Genomic DNA, 18,934 nt, shown 5'->3' on the forward strand with positions numbered 1-18,934 from the left:
AAGACGGACATCGCGGGGTCGGAGGCTTCGTCTCCGGCTCCAGGAGCGCCCGTCAGTCGAGGGCGAGTGCGGGCGTGCGTCCGTGCTCTTCCAGCTCCCAGGCGGCGTGCCAGGCGCCGGCGCGGCGCTCCATCACCAGATAGTTGCGATCGGCCGTGTAGACCGCGCCCTGCCCCGGCAGCGCGCGCAGGCGGATGCGCCGTCCTTTGAGCGGCGATTCGCCGAGCCGCGAGAGAAGGCCGAGCCCGATCGCCATGGCGCGCGGGGGCTTGGGATGGGTGATGCCGGAGGCGACGAGCTGGTGCAGCACCGCCCCGCCGCGCAGGTCCATCGTGCCGCGCGTCGCCAGATGGATTTCCCCCGAGATCACCGTGACCGGCGAAGCGCGGTCCACCGCCTCGCTCTCCAGCGCCGCAAGGAAGCGCCGCCATTCGGGCCGATGCGCGCGGCTCTGCCACTGGTCGCGCAGGTCGTCCTCGTATTGCTGCGGGCGCGGATAGAAATCGAGCAGCGCTTCCACGAGGCTGAGGCGCGGCCCGAGCGCCGGGACGCTGGACACGACGATGCGCCGCGCGCCGTCCGGCGCTTCGCCGAGGAGACGTTCGAAGCCGGCCCAGCCCCGCTCGCCCATCACCCGGTCGGGCCGGCGCTCGGAGCGAAGGTCGGGCAGGAGAACCGTGAGGCCGGGGAAATGCGCGCCTTGCGTGAAGCTCCGCCCGGTCGGATCGGCGCAGGTGTCGGGCAGATGGCCCTCCGCCGCGCCGAGCTGGAAGAGAAGAAACATCTCGCGCGCCGCCGCGAAGAGGCCGAGCGCCACGGCGCTGTCCTGCAGCCCCGGCGGGTGGCTGCCCCAGCCGTCGAAAATGTCGTGGTCGTCCCAGATCATCAGCGAGGGCACGCGCGCGAAGAGATGGGCGGCCGCCGGCTGGCGCAGGAGATCGAGATAGCGGCGAAAGAAATAGGACCGCACCGCCTCTTCCATCTCGCCGGTCCAGGCGACGGAGGGCTTCTCGTCGTTCTCCAGTTCCTCCCAGCGCGCGACCTCCGGATGGGACTGGATGGCCTCGTCGGCATAGAGCTGGTCGCCGCCATGGAGAAGCAGCGCGAAGGGGCGGCGCGCGTGCTCGGCCTCGAGCCGGCGCCACATGACGTCGCGGTCCTCGTGCGTGCGCGCCTCGTCGCCATTCTCCTGCCCGTTGCAGGACACGAAGGCGATGGCGAGGTCGCCGCGCAGATCGGTGGCCACATCAAAGCGCCGGCCGTTCACGACATAGTGTGCAGTGGAGCGAACGGGAAAGCGAAGATCGACGCGCCAGACCGCGTGATCGAACAGCCGGGCGAGGCATTGCGGCCCGCCCGCCACGCCGTCCTCGACCGCGACCAAGGGCGCCGGGGCGCCCGCGCGCGTCACCACGACCACGGCCATGCGGCAGACGCTGTCGTCCGCCCCGCGCGCGAACAGGATCGGCCCCGCCGCGAGCGTCGTTTCTGCGTCCTGTTCCGTCAATCGACGCCCTTTCCGACCTGCCGGCTCTTTTGCCGGCTCCACATGTCGGGCGTCCGCGCGGCGTTGCAAGGGCCGGCGTGGAACGCGCGGGCTCAGGCGGTCGGCGTGAGGCGCGTGGAGGCGAGCGTGCGGCCGGCGCTGCCCGGAAGCGGGCGGTGGCTGGTGCCGGTCGCGGCGTCCAGACATTGCACGTCGTCGGGCGAGAAGAAGACGCTGAGCCGCTCGCCGCGCGGCCTTGGCGGCGCGGCGGGGTCGTTGAACGTGTCGATCAGAAGCTCGTTGCGGCCGAAGCGGGCGCGGATGCGCACCACCGAGCCGAGAAACGCGACATCCACGATCTCGCCGTCGAGCCGGTTGCGCCGGTCGGGGCTGGCGTGGAGCGACAGCGCCTCGGGGCGCAGCGCCAGCGTCACCGCGCTGCCGGGCTGGGCGCCCGGCGTTTCGGCCTGGATTTCCTGGCCCGCGACGATCACCCGGTCGCCATGCGCCGCTTCGCCTTCCAGAAGGCCGAGCGTGCCGACGAAGGAGGCGACGAAGCGCGTGCGCGGGCGATTGTAGATTTCGAAGGGCGTGCCGACCTGCTCCATCCGCCCCTCGCTCATGACCACGATCCGGTCCGACATGGACAGGGCCTCTTCCTGGTCATGCGTCACGAAGATCGTGGTGATGCCTAAGCTCCGCTGCAACTCGCGGATTTCCTCGCGCAGCGACACACGGATCTTGGCGTCGAGCGCCGAAAGCGGTTCGTCGAGGAGAAGCACGCGCGGACGCGGGGCGATGGCGCGGGCGAGCGCCACGCGCTGCTGCTGGCCGCCGGAAAGCTGGTAGGGGTAGCGGTCCTTCAGATGCGGCAGCTTGATGAGGCCGAGCATCTCGTCCACGCGCGCCGCCATCTCGGCCTTCTTCACCCCGGCGATCTTCAGGCCGAAGGCGACATTGTCGCCGACCGTCATGTTGGGAAAGAGCGCATAGGCCTGAAACACCATGCCGATGCGCCGGGCATTGGGCGGCGTGTCGGTCACGTCCTCGCCGTCGATGCGCACGCGCCCCGCGCTCGGGGTCTCGAAGCCGGCGACGATGCGCAGCATCGTGGTCTTGCCGCAGCCGGAAGGGCCGAGAAAGGAGACGAATTCGCCGCGCTCCACGCCGAGGTCGAACTCGCGCAGGACCGGCGTGCCGTTGAAGCTCTTGCGGACCCCTTCGATCGTCAGAAAGCTCATGGCGTGGCTCGTTTGCGCGAGGGAAGGGAAAACAGGCGGGAGCGCGGCCGACCGGGGCCGCGGCCGCCGACGACCTGCAGGAGAACCATGCAGGCCCAGGTCACGAGGAAGGAGATGACCGCGAGCGCCGCCGGCTCATAGGCGCGGTTGGCGCCGACATTCTGCAGGTAAGGGCCGAAGGCCGGGCGGTTCAGGAGGCTCGCCAGGACGAATTCGCCGATCACGATGGCGAAGGTCAGGAAGGCGCCTGACAGGATCGCCGGCCGCACGTTGGGCAGGATGACGTTCCAGAGGATCGCGCCGCGCTTGGCGCCGAGACTCTCGGCCGCTTCCGTCAGGGTGCGGATATCGATGGCCTGAAGCCCGGTGTCCACGGCGCGGTACATGTAGGGCAGCGCCAGAACCGTGTATCCGAAGACGAGAAGGAGGTTGGTGCCCGAGACCGTGGCGGTGAAGGGCAGCCAGGACGAGGAATTGTAGAGCCTCAGATAGCCGAACACGAGGACGATCGGCGGGATCACCAGCGGCAGGAGCGTGATGAATTCCACGAGCGGGCGCAGGCGCGGCAGCTTGAGGCGCACCCAATAGGCGGTGGGCACCACGAGGCACGCGCCGAGAAGGATGGTCGCGAGCGCCGACACGGTGGAGAACAGGAACGTGTCCGTGAAGCGCTGGTCGGCGAAGACGACGCGGTAGGCCTCGAAGCTCCAGGTGCCGCGCACCATGGTCAGCGAGAAGTGGAAGGTCGCCCAGAGCGGCAAGAGGAAATAAAGCGCGGCCAGCGCGACGATGACGATGGAGGCGATCCGGGGCGGCTTCATTTCAGCCACCGCTCGGCGCGCGAGCGCAGCCAGATATAGAGGAGATTGGAGCAGCCGGTGATGACGATCATGCCGAAGGCCAACGCATAGCCGAGATTGGGATTGTAGAGAACGTCGCCCCGGATCTGCGCGTAGAGGAGGATCGGCACGATGTTGAGCGAGGAGCCGGTCAGCGCATAGGCCGTGGCGATGGCGCCGAAGGCGTTGGCGAAGAGCAGGAGAAAGCAGCCGAGAAGGCTCGGGAAGAGCACCGGCAGGCCGATCATGCGCCAATATTGCCAGTTGGAGGCGCCGAGAATCGAGGAGGCCTCGCGCCATTCGCGCTTCAATCCGTCCAGCGCCGGGGCGATGATCAGCACCATCAGCGGGATCTGGAAATAGAGATAGGTCAGCGTCAGGCCCCAGAAGCTGAGAAGGTTGAAGCCCATCCGGTAGATGTTGACGCCGAAGGCCTCGTTCAGGAACCAGGTGACGAGGCCGAGACGACCGACCGTCGCCAGAAAGGCGAAGGCGAGCGGGATGCCCGCGAAATTGGAGGCGACGCCCGAGAAGGTCATGGTGCTGGAGCGCACCCAGGCCGGCAGGCCGCCATGCACGATCGCATAGGCCACGAAGAAGCCGATCAGGGCGCCGAGCCCGGCCGAGGCGAGGCTGATGCGGATCGAGATCCAATAGGCGGCGAGAATCTGCGGCTGGAACAGCGCGCCGAGATTGGCGAGCGTGAAGGCGCCGTCCGGGGTCTGGAAGGCTCCGATCACGAGGTAGAGCGTCGGCCCGACCAGGAACAGAAGCGCGAAGGCGAGGAACGGAACGACGCCGAGCCAGGTCAGGGACAGGCGCGCGCGGCGCTTCGCCCGTGGGCCGGCCGTTCCGGCCTCGCCGTCCGTTTCGCCAAGAATTGCGACGCTCGCTGACAAGGCCACCTCACCCAATCGTCGATACGGCCCCACGCCGCCCGGGCCGCGAGGCCAGGGCGGGAGGGCCGTCCGGTTCGAACAAGAGGCCGGGCGAGACCCGCCCGGCCGGATCGAAAAAGGCCGCCGTCGCGGGCGGCCTTTGCCGAAAGCGCCTTACTGAACCTTGGCGCCCACGACCTGATCCCACTTGGTGGTGATCTCGGCCTTGGCGGCGTTCTGGTCGTCCAGCGAGGGGAACTTGGCCGCTTCGTAGGAGGCGGCGGGCGGCAGGCGATCGAGCAGATCCTTCGGGATCTTGCCGGCCTTGGCCATCTCGTTGAAGCGGATCGGGTGGCAGTAGCCCTTGAGGTAGTTCAGCTGCCCCTCGTCGGAATAGATATATTCCATCCAGAGCTTGGCGGCGTTCGGATGCGGCGCGTAGGCACTGATCGCCTGGACGTAGACGCCGGCGACGACGCCGGTCTTGGGCACGACGACCTCGACTTCCGGATTGCCGTTCAGCGTGTCGCGACCCTGCAGGGCGTTGTAGTCCCAGCGGATCATGATCGGCGTCGTGCCCTGCGCGAGCGAGGCCGGCTTGCCGATGACCGGCACGAAATTGCCGGCGGCGTTCAACTGCTTGAAGAAGTCGAGACCGGCATCGGCGATCTCGGCGGCAGTGCCGTTCGGCTTGGCCGAGAGACCGGCGGCGTAGACCGCCTGGATCGCCTGGGCGGAGGCTCGCGGATCGCCCGCGAGCGCGACGGAATTGGCATAGTCGGACTTCAGGAGGTCGGCCCAGTCCTGCGGGGCCTCCTTCACGATGTCCTTGTTCACCTCGAAGGTGAGGACGCCGTAATAGTCGCCGTACCAGTAGCCCTCGGCGTCCTTGGCATCGTCGGGAATCTCGGCCCAGGTCGCGACCTTGTAGGGCTGGATCAGCTGGTCGGCCTTGGCCTGCGGGCCGAAGGAGAGACCGACGTCGATCACGTCGGGCGCCTGCGGACCGGTATTGCCCTTGTTGGCCTTGATGGCCTCGATCTCGTCGGCCGAGCCCGCGTCGGGGTTCAGCTCGTTGACCTCGAGCCCGTACTTGGCCTTGAAGCCGGAAATCATCTCGCCGTAGTTGCACCAGTCGTGCGGCAGCGCGATCGTGGTGAGCTGGCCTTCCTTCTTGGCCGCCGCCACCAGTTCGTCCATCGACTGCGCGTGCGCGGCGGGCGCGATCGCGCCGACAGCGAAGGCCGCGACCGCGAGAACGGAAACGCCCTGGTTCAAAGCTCGGATCATGTCAGCCCTCTTCCTCGTCGCCGCGCGAGCGGCTTGCCCCATCGCCGCGTGGCGCGGCTCGAACCCTTTGAGCCATCGGCCCATGGCGAGCCGCTAGCACGTCCACATGACAGTTCGTTGTCACCCGAACGGCCTTTCAATCCGGCTCTCCCAGCCCCGTCATGTGAGCGGCTTCCCGAAAGCCAAGCAAGGGAAAAGAACAGGCTCTCCTGCTTTTCCCCGGAGCGAAGGAAGGCTTCCAACGAAAAAGGCCGGCTTCAAGCCGGCCTTTCCTTGATCCTGGAACGAGGAGCCCGAAGCGTCAGAGCCCCTTCTTGGCGTCCGAACGGCTCTTCAGGAGGCTCGCCACGGTGGTGACGATCAGGATGCCGATGATCACCATGAGCGACTGCTCGATCTCGATATGCATCCAGCCCGGGACCTCGATCGGCTCGCCGCCATTCAGGAAGGGCAGCGTGTTGGCTTCGACGGCATGGACGATGAGCTTCAGGCCGATGAAGGCGAGAATCAGCGACAGGCCGATGCCGAGATAGACGAGGCGATCCAGAAGGCCGCCGATCAGGAAGTAGAGCTGCAGGAGGCCGAGCAGCGCGAAGGCGTTGGCGGTGAAGACGATGTAGGGCGCGTCCGTCAGGCCGTAGATCGCGGGGATCGAGTCCAGCGCGAACAGGAGGTCGGTCATGCCGAGCGCCAGGATCACGATGAACATGGGCGTGAAGAGGCGCTTGCCGTTCTCGATGACCCAGAGCTGGTTGCCCCGATAGTCGTCGGTGGTCGGCAGATGACGCTGGAAATACTTCACGATCGCGTTCGGCTCGTATTCCTCGTCGGTCGACTTCTGGTGCTTCATGCTCTCGACGATGAGCTTCCACGCCGTCCACAGAAGGAAGAGGCCGAAGATGTAGAACACCCAGGAGAAGCGCTCGATGGCCGCCGCGCCCAGCGCGATGAAGATGCCGCGCATGATCAGCGCGATCACGATGCCGATGAGCAGCGCCTTCTGCTGGTAGGCGCGCGGCACGAGGAAGCTCTTCATGATGATGACGAACACGAAGAGATTGTCGACCGAGAGCGACTTCTCGGTCACGAAGCCGGCGAAATACTCGATGCCGTGCTGGCGGTCCCAGAAGTGCCAGACGCCCCAGCCGAAGAGAAGCGCGAGGCCCACATAGAAGGTCGACCACAGGGCCGATTCCTTGAAGGTCGGCTCGTGCGGCTTGCGCACATGGGTCAGGAAGTCGAAGACGAAGAGCGCGGCGATGCCGGCGATCGTCGCGAGCCATACCCAGGTCGGCACGACGTCCGGCGACAAGCCTGTCACCGCGGTTTCCGCCGCGGCATTTGATATCGTCTGGTCCAACTATCCCTCCTTGGCGGCGGACGACTCGTCCGCATGTTGCATTGCATTCCGTGCGGGCTGCCGGCGGTCGTGTCTGGCGACCCGCATGGGCTGCCCCATCGCACATGTCCCCGCGCCGCGATGCGGCGGATAGGTGTGTTGTTTTTCTGGCAGCGCAACCACGCCCGAACGGATTTCGAGGCGATGTGGAAGGAAGAGCGCAGGAGCGTCGGCGGCCCGGCGCAGATCAAATCGCTTGAAACGTGGAGAAATACGGGTTTCGCGCCGAAAACGACTGCATTGTCAGGCCGACTTATCACAAGGGCTTGATAAGAACTTGAAGCGGCGCGGTGGCCGCTTCATCAGCCCGATGGCTTCAGCCCGTCGTTTCAGCCCCGTTTCGCGCTCGCCCGCAGGGCGTCCATATTGGCGCGGTAGGCCGCTTCGGTCCCGCCCTTGTAGACGGCCGAGCCCGCGACGAACGTATCGGCGCCGGCGGCCACGATCTCGCCGATCGTATCCGGCGCGACGCCGCCGTCCACCTGCAGGCGGATCGGCCGGTCGCCGATCAGGGCGCGCACGCGGCGGATCTTCTCCAGCGTCGAGCGGATGAAGCTCTGGCCGCCGAAGCCGGGATTGACCGTCATGACCAGAACGAGATCGACGCGGTCGAGCACGTATTGGATCGCGGTCTCCGGCGTCGCCGGATTGATCGCGACGCCCGCCTTGCAGCCGAGGCCCCGGATCGCCTGGAGCGAGCGGTCGAGATGGCGCGTCGCCTCGGCATGGACGGTGATGCCGTCGCAGCCCGCCTTGGCGAAGGCTTCGAGATAGGGATCGGCCGGCTCGATCATGAGATGGGCGTCGAAGAACTTCTTCGATGCGCCGCGCACGGCCGCCACGATCGGCGGACCGAAGGTGATGTTGGGCACGAAATGCCCGTCCATCACGTCGAGATGAATCCAGTCCGCCCCGGCGCGATCGACCGCCGCGATCTCCTCGCCGAGGCGCGAGAAGTCGGAGGACAGGATGGAAGGGGCGATGACGAGGTCAGCGGCCAAGGCTCAGATTCCTCCGGTCGGGCGATGCAGGAGAAGCGGGGATTCGGCGGCGAGACTGTCGGGGTCCGCCAGGATGCGACCGATTTCGAGAACCTCGTTGCGCGAGCCGAACACGACGGGCGTGCGCTGGTGCAGGCCCTCCGGCACGATGTCGAGGATCGGATGGAGGCCGTCCGTCGCCGCGCCCCCGGCCTGTTCGGCGCAGAAGCCCACCGGGCTCGCCTCGTAGAGAAGGCGGATGCGCCCCGCAGCGTAGCCCTTGCGGCTGTCGCCGGGATAGAGATAGACGCCGCCGCGCACGAAGATGCGATAGGCGTCCGCCACCATGGAGGCGACCCAGCGCATGTTGAAGTCGCGCCCGCGCGGGCCGTCCTTGCCGGCGAGGCACTGGTCGACATAAAGGCGCACCGGCGCGTCCCAATGGCGGGCGTTCGAGGCGTTGATCGAATATTCCTTGGCGTCCTCGGGAATGCGCAGGGTCTGCGCGAAGGAGAAGCGCCGCGTTTCGGGCGACCAGCCGAAGACATGCGTGCCCTCGCCCACCGTCACGACGAGGAGAAGCTGCGGCCCGTAGACGAAGAAGCCGGCGGCGAGCTGGCGCCGGCCGGGCTGGCGGAACACCGATTCCGGATCGGCCCGGTGCTCGGCCTCGACGGGCAGAACCGAGAAGATCGTGCCGATCGAGACATTGGTCTCGATATTGGAGGAGCCGTCGAGCGGGTCGATGGCGAGCGCCAGCGTGCCCTCGGGATTCATGGCGACCGCCGCGTCCTGCTCTTCCGAGCCGTAGAAGGCGACGGGCGAGGCCTTGGCCGCCGCGACGAAGAGCCGGTCGGCTTCGAGATCGAGCACCTTCTGCACGTCGCCGCCGCCATTGGCCGCGCCGTCCGCCGAGGTCGCGCGCGCGCCGCCAAGGCCCGCCCCGGCGCTGATCAGCCCCTGGAGCTTGGCCGCCGCCTCGGCCAGATGGCCGAGCAGCGCGGCGACGTCCCGCCCGGTCGGGCTCCGATTAGCGAAGGGCGCGAAATACTCGTCGAGCGTGGCGGTCATGCGATCTCCCCTTGCGTCCCCTCACGGACTTGCGGTTTTCGATAAAGGATGCGGCGCGCGGCGCAAACCGAAAAAGGGCCGGCGACGCTACCCGTCCTCGCCCGACAGAAGCGGCGCGTGGCGCAGCGCCGCGAGGTCGGCCGAGCCGGTGCAGAAGCAGGCGATGCGCAATTGCGCGATGACCTGGCGGAAATGGGCGACGACGGCCTCGGTGGACTGGTCCGCGCCCGGCAGGGCGGCCGCCGCCTGGCCGGCGATGTCGGCGCCCAGGCGAATGGCCTTGGCGGCGTCGAGCCCGTTGCGCACGCCGCCCGAGCCGACCACCACCGCGTCGGGACAGCTGGCGCGCACGTCGCGAATGGCGCGGGCCGTCGGAATGCCCCAGTCGGCGAAGAGAAGCGCGGTGGCCCGCGCGCCTTCGTCGCCGAGGCGCTCGGCCTCGATGGCGGCCCAGCTCGTGCCGCCTGCCCCCGCGACGTCGAGCACCGCGACGCCCGCATCCATCAGCCGCCGCGCCAGCCGCCCGGACAGGCCGTTGCCGACCTCCTTCGCAACGATCGGCCGGCCGAGATCGCGCGCCAGCGCCTCGATCGCGCCGAGAAGCCCGCGCCAGCGGCGATCGCCCTCCGGCTGCACGGCTTCCTGAAGCGGGTTGAGATGGACGATCAGCGCGTCCGCCTCGATCATGTCCACCGCGCGGCGGGCTTCCGCCACGCCCCAGCCGGCGAGGAGCTGCGCGCCGCCGATATTGGCGAGGATCGGGACGCTCGGCGCCAGACGCCGGAGTTCCTTATCGAGCCCGCCCTGTCCGCGCCCTTCGATGGCGATGCGCTGCGAGCCGACCGCGAGCGCCAGACCCAGCGTCTCGGCGGCCTCGGCCAGCCGTGCGTTGATGCGCGCGGCGCGGTCCATGCCGCCGGTCATGGAGGAAATCAGGAGCGGCGCGCCGAGCCGGCGCCCGAGAAAGCTCGTCGACAGATCGACCTCGTCGAGATCCAGCTCCGGCAGCGCGGCGTGCTCGAATCGAACGGCGTCGAAACCGCTGTCCACGCGGCGGGCCTCAAGGCGGGGGCGCAGCACGATGTCGAGGTGATCACCCTTTCGCGAGCGGATGTCGGCGTCTGGCACGGCGGTTCCTTCGATATCGGCGATTCGGCTCGGGGCTCCGCCCGTGGTTCTAGCCCCAATCGCGGTGGCGACCAGAGCGCGGCCCGATAAGGCCATTCGTCGCAGAGATCGGTCGGTTTTCATATGTCGCCCTTCCCGAACCCGCCTGGAGTGCTACTAATTCCCAATCGGCTTTCCGATGGCCGGTTCGCCGGCCCTGACGAAACGCTTGCAAAGGTGACGACGCGACGATGACAGCCGGACCGCAGACGACCCGCGATCTTCTGACCGAGGTGGACCGGCGGCTCGCCACGCTCACCCCTTGCGTGATCGAGGGACAGTCGCCGCTCGACCTCGCCCTGCGCGACGGCGTGCTGACGCCCGGCAAGCGGCTTCGCCCGCTGGTGACGCTTCTCGTCGCGCAGGCGCTCGGCGGCTCGCACGAGGCGGCGCTGGATGCCGGCTGCGCGCTGGAAATGGTGCATGCCGCCTCGCTCATCCTGGACGATCTGCCCTGCATGGACGATGCCGAGCTGCGGCGCGGCCAGCCGACGCTGCACCGCGCCCATGGCGAGGATGTCGCGGTTCTCTGCGCCATCGCGCTTCTGTCGGAAGCCTATGGCACGCTGGCGCGCCTGCCTGGCGTCGATGGCGGGCAGCGCGGCGAATGCGTTCTGGCGCTCGCGGAGGCGGTCGGCACGCGCGGGCTCGTCGCCGGCCAGTATCAGGACCTTCGCGGCGGGCGCGGCCCCCGGCCGGTCGGCGAGATCGACGCCGCCAACGGCCTGAAGACCGGCTCGCTCTTCACCGCCGCCGTGGAACTCGGCGCCATCGTCTCGCGCGCGGGCGCCGACTGCCGCGCCAGCCTGACGAGTTTCGCGCGCGAGCTCGGCCTCGCCTTCCAGTTGCTCGACGATCTTCTCGACGTCGCCGGCCCGAGCGCAGTGGTGCTCGGCAAGGACATCGGCAAGGACGCCGCCAAGTCCACGATCGTCTCCATCATCGGCCCCGAGCAGGTCGGGCGGCGCATCGACCGGCATGTGGACGAGGCGCGCGCCCATCTCGCCGCCGCGCTCGGCCCCGCCTCGCGCCTCGAAGCGCTCCTGATGGACGTGTTCGACCGCTCGCTCGGCCCCCGCCGCATGGCCGAGGCCGCAAAGCAGCGCGAACTCGAGCTCGGCGCGCTATAGGAACGCGACCCGCGCACGAGCGCCACGCCGCGCTCGAGCGCCGCCGCCTCGCATGAAAGCCTTGCTGATGACCGATAGCTGGATCGTTCTCGTTCTCGTCGCCCTCGGCGTGTTCCTCCTGATGGAGATCGTCGCCTGGGCCGCGCACAAATACATCATGCACGGCTGGGGCTGGGGCTGGCACGAAAGCCACCACGAGCCGCATGACGACCTGTTCGAGAAGAACGACCTCTACGCCGTGGTCTTCGCGATCTTCGCGATCGGCCTTTTCGCGGTCGGCACGCTGGCCGACCTGCCGCTCGTGACGGCGGTGGCGACGGGCATCACGCTCTACGGGCTCTTCTACTTCATCGTCCATGACGGGCTGGTGCACCAGCGCTGGCCCTTCCGCCACATTCCGCACAAGGGCTATGCCAAGCGCCTCGTGCAGGCGCATCGGCTGCACCATGCCGTGAAGGGCCGCGAGGGCTGCGTGTCCTTCGGCTTCCTCTACGCCCCGCCCGTCGAGGACCTCACCGACCAGCTCCGCCGCTCGGGCCGCGTGCGCCAGGAACAGGACGAGCGCCGTCCGGCGAACTGAGCGCCCAGGCTTGTTCCCATTTTGAGAACAAGCTAGAGTCGGCGAATGAGGATCATCGCGCGGCAAACGCTCGTCGCCTTCATGAGCCGACACCCGCCGGCGGCATCGTCAGCCGAGCACTGGTTCGCCATCGCGAAGGCGGCCTCGTGGCGCAGCATGGCGGATGTGCAGGCGAGTTTCTCCAAGGCCAAGGTTCTGAATGCCGAGAGGGTGCGTTTCGAGATCGGCGGTGGCCAGTATCGAATGATCGTCGCCTTCGACTTCGGACGTCAGATCGCCTTCATCAAGTTCGTCGGCACGCATGCGGAGTATGATCGCATCGATGCCCTGACCGTCTCCTTGTTCTAGTTTGCTGGAGGATGTCGTGGAAATCAGACCCATTCGCTCCGACGAGGATCATGCCGCTGCCCTCGCGCAAATCGAGCGGCTTTGGAACGCGCCGGAAGGATCGCAAGACGGTGACAGGCTCGACGTTTTGACGACGCTTGTGGAAGCCTATGAGGCGCGTCGCTGGCCGATCGAAGCGCCGGACCCGATCGACGTCCTTCGTCACGCGATCGAGGAACAGGGCCGGAGCCAGATCGAACTGGGCGAGATCCTGGGATCACGACCTCGCGCGTCGGAAGTGCTGGCGCGCAAACGGGCCCTGACGGTGGACATGATCCACAAGATATCGACACGCTGGCATATCCCGGCCGAACTGCTGGTCAAGCCCTACCATCTCAGCGGAAAGCTGCAGGAAACGGTCTAAGACCCCTCACCCTGCCGACCCGAGCCTTGGCCGGCGCCAAAGGCCCATGTCGCGCGGCGCTTGGGTCGGGCGGCGGGGGCTGAGGGCGATGGCGGCGCCGGTGAGAATGGCGCCGAGCTTTTCGGCCTTGCCCGTGGACACGCGCCGGCCGTGGGCCGCCGGCCCTTGCGCCACGAGTTTCAGCCCGATGCGGCGGTAGACCCGCGCGGCGGTGGCGATGGCCCAGGCCGAGCGGCGCGGCAGATGGTCGATGCCGAGGCGGGCCGAGGCGTAATAGGGCTCGGCGGCGGCGACGAGCCGCTCCTGGAGCCGCGCGACGGCGTCGGCATGGCCGGGATCGCTGAGATCGGCCGGCCGCAGGCCTTCCTCCCGCAGCCAGGCGAGCGGGAGATAGACGCGCCCCTCGCCGGCATCGGCCACGACGTCGCGCGCGATATTGGTGAGCTGGAAGGCGAGGCCGAGATCGGCGGCGCGATCGAGAACCGCCTCGTCCCGCGCGCCCATGACCGTCGACATCATGACGCCGACGACGCCCGCGACATGCCAGCAATACAGAAGAAGCTCGTCCAGCGTCTCGTAGCGCCGGCCCTCCACGTCGAGCGCGAAGCCCTTGAGATGCTCCTCGAACCATTCGGGCGGCATCGGGTGCCGCCGGGCGACCGCGGCGAGCGCCCGAAAACTCGGGTCGAGCCCCGCCCCTTCGCCCGCCAAGGCCAGCCGCGTGTCCTCCCGAAGCGCGGCGATGCGCGCCTCCGGGGGAACGGGCGAGACGACCTGGCCCTGGCCGCCCTCCTGCCCGTCCACCACGTCGTCGCAATGGCGGCACCAGCTATAGAGGCGCATCACGTCGCGCCGGGTTTCCCGGTCGAACAGGCGCGCGGCGGCGGCGAAGCTCTTGGAGCCCTTGGCGATGGCGTCTTCGGCGAAACGGTCGAGCGCGGCGCTCGGCTCCTCGCTCATGCGGCGGCGTCGAGGATCAGGCCGGCCGTCGCCTTGGCGGAGCCGACGACCCCCGGCACGCCGGCGCCCGGATGCGTGCCCGCGCCGACGAAATAGAGATTGCGGATCTCGTCGTCGCGATTGTGCGCGCGGAAGAAGGCCGACTGCGTCAGGATCGGGTCGAGCGAGAAGGCCGAGCCGTGATGGGCGTTCAGCTCGGACTTGAAATCGTCCGGCGTGAAGATGCGATGGGTCACGAGATCGGCGCGCAGGCCCGGCATGTAGCGCGCTTCCAGATAGTCGAAGATGCGATCCGCATAGCGCGGGCCTTCGACGCTCCAGTCGAGCGGCGCGTTGCCGAGATGCGGCACGGGCGAGAGCACATAGTAGCTGCCCGCGCCGTCGGGGGCGAGCGAGGGGTCGGTGGCGCAGGGGCTATGGAGATAGAGCGAGAAGTCGCCGGCCAGCGTCTTGGCCTTGAAGATCTCGTCGATCAGCGCCCGGTAGCGCGGGCCGAACAGGACCGTGTGGTGCTGAAGCTGCGGCTGATGGCGCTTCAGGCCGAAATAGAGAACGAAGAGCGACATGGAGAAGCGCTTGGACTTCAAGCGCCTGGCCTGTTTCTCGCCGCGCTGCGTGTGGCCGAGAAGCGCGTCGTAGGTGTGGACGACGTCGGCATTGGAGGCGACGAGGTCGGCCGGAAAGCGGCGCCCGTCCTGGAGCGTGACGCCCGTCGCGCGCCGGTCTTCGGTCTCGATCCGCGCGACTTCGGCCGAGAGTTCGACGCGACCGCCCAGATCCTCGAAGAGCTTGATCATGCCGCGCACCAGCGCGCCGGTGCCGCCCTTGGGAAACCACACGCCCCATTCGCGCTCCAGCGCGTGGATCAGCGCATAGATCGAGGAGGTCGCGAACGGGTTGCCGCCGACCAGAAGCGAATGGAAGGAGAAGGCCTGCCGAAGCTGCTCGTCGGCGATGAATTCGGAGACCTTGGCATAGACCGAGCGCCAGGCCTGGAGCTTGGCGAGCTGTGGGCCGGCGCGGATCATGTCGCGAAAATGCAGGAAGGGCACGGTGCCGAGCTTCAGATAGCCTTCCTCGAACACGGCGCGGCTATAGGCGAGGAAGCGGCGATAGCCCTCGACATCGGCCGGGCTCTTGGCAGCGATCTGCCGGTCGAGTTCGGCCTGATCGTTGGCATAGTCGAACTGGTATCCGTCTTCCCAGCAGAGCCGGTAGAAGGGGCTGACGGGCAGAAGCGTCACATAGTCTTCCATGCGCCGCCCGGCCGCCGTCCAGAGCTCGCGAAGGGCGCTCGGATCGGTGATGACGGTCGGCCCGGCGTCGAAGACGAAGCCCTGATCCTCGTAGACATAGGCGCGGCCGCCCGGCTTGTCGCGCTTTTCCAGAAGCGTCGTCCGGATGCCCGCCGCCTGAAGACGGATCGCCAGCGACAGCCCCCCGAAGCCCGACCCGATCACGATGGCCGTCTGCGGCCGGGACGGGGTCGAGGAAGAGGAAGCGGTCATGCGGTATCCTTGAGACGGGACGGGGCGGCGAGGATTCGAAGGGCGCCGCGCACGGAGACGGGCGGCTTGCCGACGAAGATGCGCAACTTGTCGGAAAATTCCAGCCGTGCGGCGTAGAACCGCGCCACGAGGGGATCGGGCAGCCGGTAGAAATGCTCGAGGATCCGATAGCGCTCGGCCGGCTCGCCCGCCCCGAACAGGAGCCGGTTGAGAAGCCGGAAATAGGCGCGGTCGCTCCACAGGTTGCGCGCGTGCTGGGCGAGAAGCCGCGCCAGCGCCTCCGGCGACAGGTCGGGCGCGGCGCAGACGAGATCGGCGACATGCGCGGCGTCGGGCAGCGAATAGCCGGTGGTCGGGTGAAACAGGGCGCGCGCGAGGCCGACCGTCGGCACGCCCCGCGCTTCCTCGATCAAGCGGTCCATGTCGCCGCCGAGCGCGATCGGGAGGATGCCGTCCTCCTCGCGCAGGAGCGTCTTCAGCCGCCAGCCGCGCGCCTCGGAATAGGAGGCGATCCGCTGGCGCAAGGTATCGCGCTCCAGCGCGGCGTCGTCGGCGTAATAGGTGTCCTCGATCAGGAGGCGCGTCGGCGAGAAGGGCAGGACATAGACGAAGCGATAGCCGTTCGACTGCGGCACGCTCGCATCCATCACCACGGGCTGCGTGACACCGTGCGGCGCGTCGGTCTCCCATTCCTGGCCGAGGAACTTCTGGAAACCGAGCGTCAGATGCGCGCTTTGGCGCTGTCCGCGCCCGTCGATCACCGCGCGGGCCTCGATCCGCTGCCCGTCTTCGAGCGTGACGGAGGTCGGCGAAAGCGCGCGGATCGGCGCGCTGAGGCGAAGGCGCTCGCCGAGCCGCTCGTGGAGGACGGAGGCGAAGCGCTCGGAGGAAACGGAGGCGTATCCGGTGGCGACCGGGCGGGCGCGGCGGGGAAAGCGCACGTCGTAGCCCGGCCAGCGATGGGCGACGAAGGGTGCGATCCAGTCATGCTCGACGGGCGAGAGATCGCCGTCGTGAAAGCTCCAGGTGTGATTGCCGCCGAGCGTGCCGGCCCCCTCCACCACGAGAAAGCGCAGGTCGGGCCGTCGCTCGCGCAGGCGATGGGCGATCAGCCCGTTGGCAAGACCGCCGCCCGCCAGAATCAGATCGTAAGGGGGCTGGCTCATGCGGGCTCGGGCTCCCTCGCGCGGACGGGGGCGGGCGCGGCGACGAGGCGTTCGATCCAGTCGGCCGCCGCTTCCGCTCCGCCGGCGGACTGAATCTCGCGCCCGATCCGCGCCGCGCCCCGGCGAAAGTCGGGCTCCAGAAGAAGACGGCCGAGCGCCTCGGCCACCTGCCCCGCCGACAGGCGGCGATAGGGCAGGCGCAGGCCCGCGCCATGGTGGACGAGGCGCGCGGCGACGCCCGGCTGATCATAGGCGATCGGCAGCGCCAGAACCGGCACGCCCGCTTCCATCGCGTCGAGCACGGTGTTGAGCCCGGCATGGGAAACGCAGAGATCGGCCTCGGCCAGAACCGCGCGCTGGGGCAGGAAATTGGTCACGATGTCGGCGTCGAGCAAGGCGGCCTCGGCCTTCGACAGGCGACCGCAATGGGCGATGGCGAGCTGGATGTCGAGCGTCCGGCAGGCGCGCGCGATGGCCTGGAAGAGGTCGAGCCGATGGCCCTGGAGCGTGCCGAGCGAGGCGAAGACGAGCGGGCGCGAGGGGTCGCGGCGAAACGGCAGCGGCGCCTCGGCGACACCGGACGCGCGAAAGGGGCCGAGCGCGTGAAGCCTTGGCGAGGCGCTGCGCGGATAGTCGAAGCCCGGCACGGTCTGCGAAAGCGTGGCGAACGGCGACAGGCAGTCTTCCATGCGCTCGCGCTCGGGAATGCCCAGATCGCGGCAGGCCGCGCGCAGCGTCTCCCGCTGGCGGCGCAGGAGAAGGCGGGCGACGCGCGCCCCGCCGCGATTGCGCTTCAGGCCCTCGCGCGAGGGATCGAAGGGCCAGCCGAGAAAGGGCGAGGGAATGGCGGGTTCGGGGTCGATCGGCAGGGCGGCGGCGAGCGACACGAAGGGCAGGCCGAGATGCTCGGCCAGAAGCGCGCCGGCCGGCTCCATCTGATCGGCGAGAACGGCGTCGGGGCACCAGAGCACGGCAAGGCGCGGCCCCTCGCGGCAAAGGCTCGCCGTGCGCTGCGCCCCTTCGCGCACCGTGCGCAGAATGCCGAACAGGCCGGTCGGGCGGTCGGTGAGGGTCGGCGCCGCCTCGCCGGGCTCCACCTCCAGAACCGCGAATTCGGGCGAGCCGACCAGCGCGCCGCCCCCGGCATTGAGGAGAAAGGCGACCTCGTGCCCGCGCGCCACCAAAGCCTCGCCCACCGCCTCGAAGGCGCGGACGTGACTGACGAGAGGCGGGCAGACGAGGAGAAAACGGGACATGGGCAAGCGCGGCGGGGACGGTGCGCGAGGGTCGCGCGCCCTGGCCCATCATATGGTGCGACGCGGCGCGCGATCCATCGGCCCGTGCGCGGGAATTCACCGTCGGCAAACGGTCCGGCAGAGGGCCGCCTCACGCGCTCGTGCGACAGGCTGGCGCCCCAGCGCGCGCAACCGGCGGGCGCCCGCGCGCGTTCTTGCCGAGTATCATGCGTGCATCGGTTGCGTCGGCCCCTGGCCGGGTGCGCCGGTGATCTGGAGTGTCCGCCATGAGCCATCTGACGCACCCGCACGAGGCGCGGTCGCTTCCGGTCTTCCCGACCGGCTGGGCGGGACAGATCGCGGTCGGCCTTGCGATCCTCGCCGCGATGGCCGTCTGGCTGCGCTGGATGGACCGCCCCCTCGCCTGCGCCTGCGGCACGGTGGCCCTGTGGGATGGCGACCCGCATTCGCCGGGCGCCTCGCAGCAATTCGCGGACTGGTATTCCGCGCTTCATGTCATCTATGGCGTCGGGCTCTACGCCTTTATCCGGCGCATGGCGCCGCGCTGGCCCTTGAGCTGGATGTTCCTGACCGCGCTCGCCTCCAGCGCGATCTGGGAAGCGATCGAGAACACGCCCGCGATCATCGCCATGTTCGGCGATGCGCCGGGCTCGCCCAGCTACGAGGGCGACAGCATTCTCAACGCCTTCGGCGACACGCTGTTCGTGGCCGCCGGCTTCTTTCTGGCGCGCGGACTCCCCGTCCCCGCCACCGTGGCGCTCGTCCTGGCCCTGGAGGGAGCCATCGCCTATGCGATCGGCGATGGCTTCATCCTGGGGAGCCTGCGTCTGCTCGGGGTGAGCCTTTGAACGATCAGGCGTAGAGCGGGTTGGCCGTGGCGACCGAGCGGCCGAGATTCATGCACTCGTCCATGGCGGCGGCGTAGCGGATGCGGATCGTGTCGAGCGAGAGGCCGATCGCGGCGAGATCGCTCGCCACCTTGTCGAAGCCGCCCCGGCCCTCGCGGGAGACGACGCCGGCATTGATCACCGTGCCGGCATAGGCGTCGATATCCTGACCTTCGAGGCCGAGCTGCTGGGCGGCCCAGCGGCCGACCTCGCGGTCGGCGCGGGCGCGCTCGTCGAACGAGCGGCGCTCATGGGAGACGAAAAGCTTTTCCTGCAGGTCACGGCGGCGATCGATCGACATCTGGCTTATCCCTTTTCCCCTGGCCGCTTTCCGCTGCGGCATGG

Annotated in this window: 19 protein-coding genes; 5 read left to right on the forward strand and 14 right to left on the reverse strand. The window is 68.6% G+C overall.

Annotated elements, in window-relative coordinates:
* Positions 1-52: 52 nt before the first annotated feature.
* The 9 genes from B146_RS0108065 to fni form a co-directional block, all read right to left on the reverse strand.
* Positions 53-1,507 (reverse strand): alkaline phosphatase D family protein, encoded by a 1,455-nt coding sequence (locus tag B146_RS0108065; protein ID WP_019995919.1) that lies wholly within the window; start codon positions 1,505-1,507, stop codon positions 53-55.
* A gap of 92 nt (positions 1,508-1,599) precedes the next feature.
* Positions 1,600-2,727, reverse strand: coding sequence for an ABC transporter ATP-binding protein (locus tag B146_RS0108070; protein WP_019995920.1), 1,128 nt, complete (start codon positions 2,725-2,727; stop codon positions 1,600-1,602).
* Positions 2,724-3,548 (reverse strand): ABC transporter permease, encoded by an 825-nt coding sequence (locus tag B146_RS0108075; protein ID WP_019995921.1) that lies wholly within the window; start codon positions 3,546-3,548, stop codon positions 2,724-2,726. Before B146_RS0108075 ends, B146_RS0108070 begins: the two co-directional genes overlap by 4 nt.
* Complete coding sequence (locus B146_RS0108080) at positions 3,545-4,384, reverse strand: ABC transporter permease (RefSeq protein WP_407638545.1); 840 nt, start codon at positions 4,382-4,384, stop codon at positions 3,545-3,547. Before B146_RS0108080 ends, B146_RS0108075 begins: the two co-directional genes overlap by 4 nt.
* A 234-nt stretch (positions 4,385-4,618) precedes the next feature.
* Positions 4,619-5,734, reverse strand: a complete 1,116-nt coding sequence (locus B146_RS0108085) for an ABC transporter substrate-binding protein (protein ID WP_019995923.1) — start codon at positions 5,732-5,734, stop codon at positions 4,619-4,621.
* A gap of 301 nt (positions 5,735-6,035) precedes the next feature.
* A complete protein-coding gene (locus tag B146_RS0108090) occupies positions 6,036-7,055 on the reverse strand; it encodes a TerC family protein (protein WP_244498185.1) in 1,020 nt (339 codons plus the stop codon).
* Between the two features lie 407 nt (positions 7,056-7,462).
* Positions 7,463-8,134, reverse strand: a complete 672-nt coding sequence (gene rpe / locus B146_RS0108095; protein WP_019995925.1) for a ribulose-phosphate 3-epimerase — start codon at positions 8,132-8,134, stop codon at positions 7,463-7,465.
* 3 nt (positions 8,135-8,137) lie between these two features.
* Entirely contained in the window at positions 8,138-9,184 is a 1,047-nt protein-coding gene (locus B146_RS0108100; protein WP_019995926.1) for a class 1 fructose-bisphosphatase, read from the reverse strand.
* Positions 9,185-9,271: 87 nt separating this feature from the next.
* Positions 9,272-10,312 carry a type 2 isopentenyl-diphosphate Delta-isomerase gene (gene fni / locus B146_RS0108105; RefSeq protein WP_019995927.1) on the reverse strand — a complete coding sequence of 347 codons (1,041 nt, stop codon included), beginning with the start codon at positions 10,310-10,312 and terminating at the stop codon, positions 9,272-9,274.
* Positions 10,313-10,542: 230 nt separating this feature from the next.
* Between fni and B146_RS25435 the strand changes: the two genes are divergently transcribed.
* The 4 genes from B146_RS25435 (at position 10,543) to B146_RS0108125 (ending at position 12,812) form a co-directional block, all read left to right on the forward strand.
* Positions 10,543-11,481 (forward strand): polyprenyl synthetase family protein, encoded by a 939-nt coding sequence (locus B146_RS25435; protein WP_019995928.1) that lies wholly within the window; start codon positions 10,543-10,545, stop codon positions 11,479-11,481.
* A 67-nt stretch (positions 11,482-11,548) separates the two neighbouring features.
* Positions 11,549-12,061, forward strand: a complete 513-nt coding sequence (locus B146_RS0108115; protein ID WP_040408407.1) for a sterol desaturase family protein — start codon at positions 11,549-11,551, stop codon at positions 12,059-12,061.
* Between the two features lie 45 nt (positions 12,062-12,106).
* Entirely contained in the window at positions 12,107-12,409 is a 303-nt protein-coding gene (locus tag B146_RS0108120) for a type II toxin-antitoxin system HigB family toxin (RefSeq protein ID WP_026358446.1), read from the forward strand.
* A 1-nt stretch (position 12,410) separates the two neighbouring features.
* The gene (locus tag B146_RS0108125; protein ID WP_019995932.1) at positions 12,411-12,812 is read left to right on the forward strand and encodes a helix-turn-helix domain-containing protein; all 402 of its coding nucleotides are present in this window, start codon (positions 12,411-12,413) and stop codon (positions 12,810-12,812) included.
* A gap of 6 nt (positions 12,813-12,818) precedes the next feature.
* Here the strand turns inward: B146_RS0108125 and B146_RS0108130 are convergent, their stop codons facing one another.
* Genes B146_RS0108130 through B146_RS0108145 form a run of 4 tightly spaced genes read right to left on the reverse strand, consistent with a single transcriptional unit; the run spans position 12,819 to position 17,702 of the window.
* Positions 12,819-13,772: a phytoene/squalene synthase family protein gene (locus B146_RS0108130; RefSeq protein WP_019995933.1), complete on the reverse strand. Its 954-nt coding sequence runs from the start codon at positions 13,770-13,772 to the stop codon at positions 12,819-12,821.
* Positions 13,769-15,280: a phytoene desaturase gene (locus B146_RS0108135; protein WP_019995934.1), complete on the reverse strand. Its 1,512-nt coding sequence runs from the start codon at positions 15,278-15,280 to the stop codon at positions 13,769-13,771. The genes B146_RS0108130 and B146_RS0108135 overlap by 4 nt, the downstream gene beginning before the upstream one ends.
* The gene (gene crtY / locus B146_RS0108140) at positions 15,277-16,446 is read right to left on the reverse strand and encodes a lycopene beta-cyclase CrtY (RefSeq protein ID WP_019995935.1); all 1,170 of its coding nucleotides are present in this window, start codon (positions 16,444-16,446) and stop codon (positions 15,277-15,279) included. Before crtY ends, B146_RS0108135 begins: the two co-directional genes overlap by 4 nt.
* Positions 16,443-17,702 carry a glycosyltransferase gene (locus tag B146_RS0108145; protein WP_019995936.1) on the reverse strand — a complete coding sequence of 420 codons (1,260 nt, stop codon included), beginning with the start codon at positions 17,700-17,702 and terminating at the stop codon, positions 16,443-16,445. The genes crtY and B146_RS0108145 overlap by 4 nt, the downstream gene beginning before the upstream one ends.
* Before the next feature lie 266 nt (positions 17,703-17,968).
* Between B146_RS0108145 and B146_RS25440 the strand changes: the two genes are divergently transcribed.
* The gene (locus B146_RS25440) at positions 17,969-18,550 is read left to right on the forward strand and encodes a DUF2585 family protein (RefSeq protein WP_019995937.1); all 582 of its coding nucleotides are present in this window, start codon (positions 17,969-17,971) and stop codon (positions 18,548-18,550) included.
* A 4-nt stretch (positions 18,551-18,554) separates the two neighbouring features.
* Here B146_RS25440 and B146_RS25445 read toward each other — a convergent pair whose 3' ends face one another.
* Positions 18,555-18,890, reverse strand: a complete 336-nt coding sequence (locus B146_RS25445; RefSeq protein ID WP_019995938.1) for an ATPase inhibitor subunit zeta — start codon at positions 18,888-18,890, stop codon at positions 18,555-18,557.
* Between the last annotated feature and the right edge of the window lie 44 nt (positions 18,891-18,934).

The sequence above is a fragment of the Aureimonas ureilytica DSM 18598 = NBRC 106430 genome (assembly GCF_000382705.1).
Taxonomy (GTDB): Bacteria; Pseudomonadota; Alphaproteobacteria; order Rhizobiales; family Rhizobiaceae; genus Aureimonas; species Aureimonas ureilytica.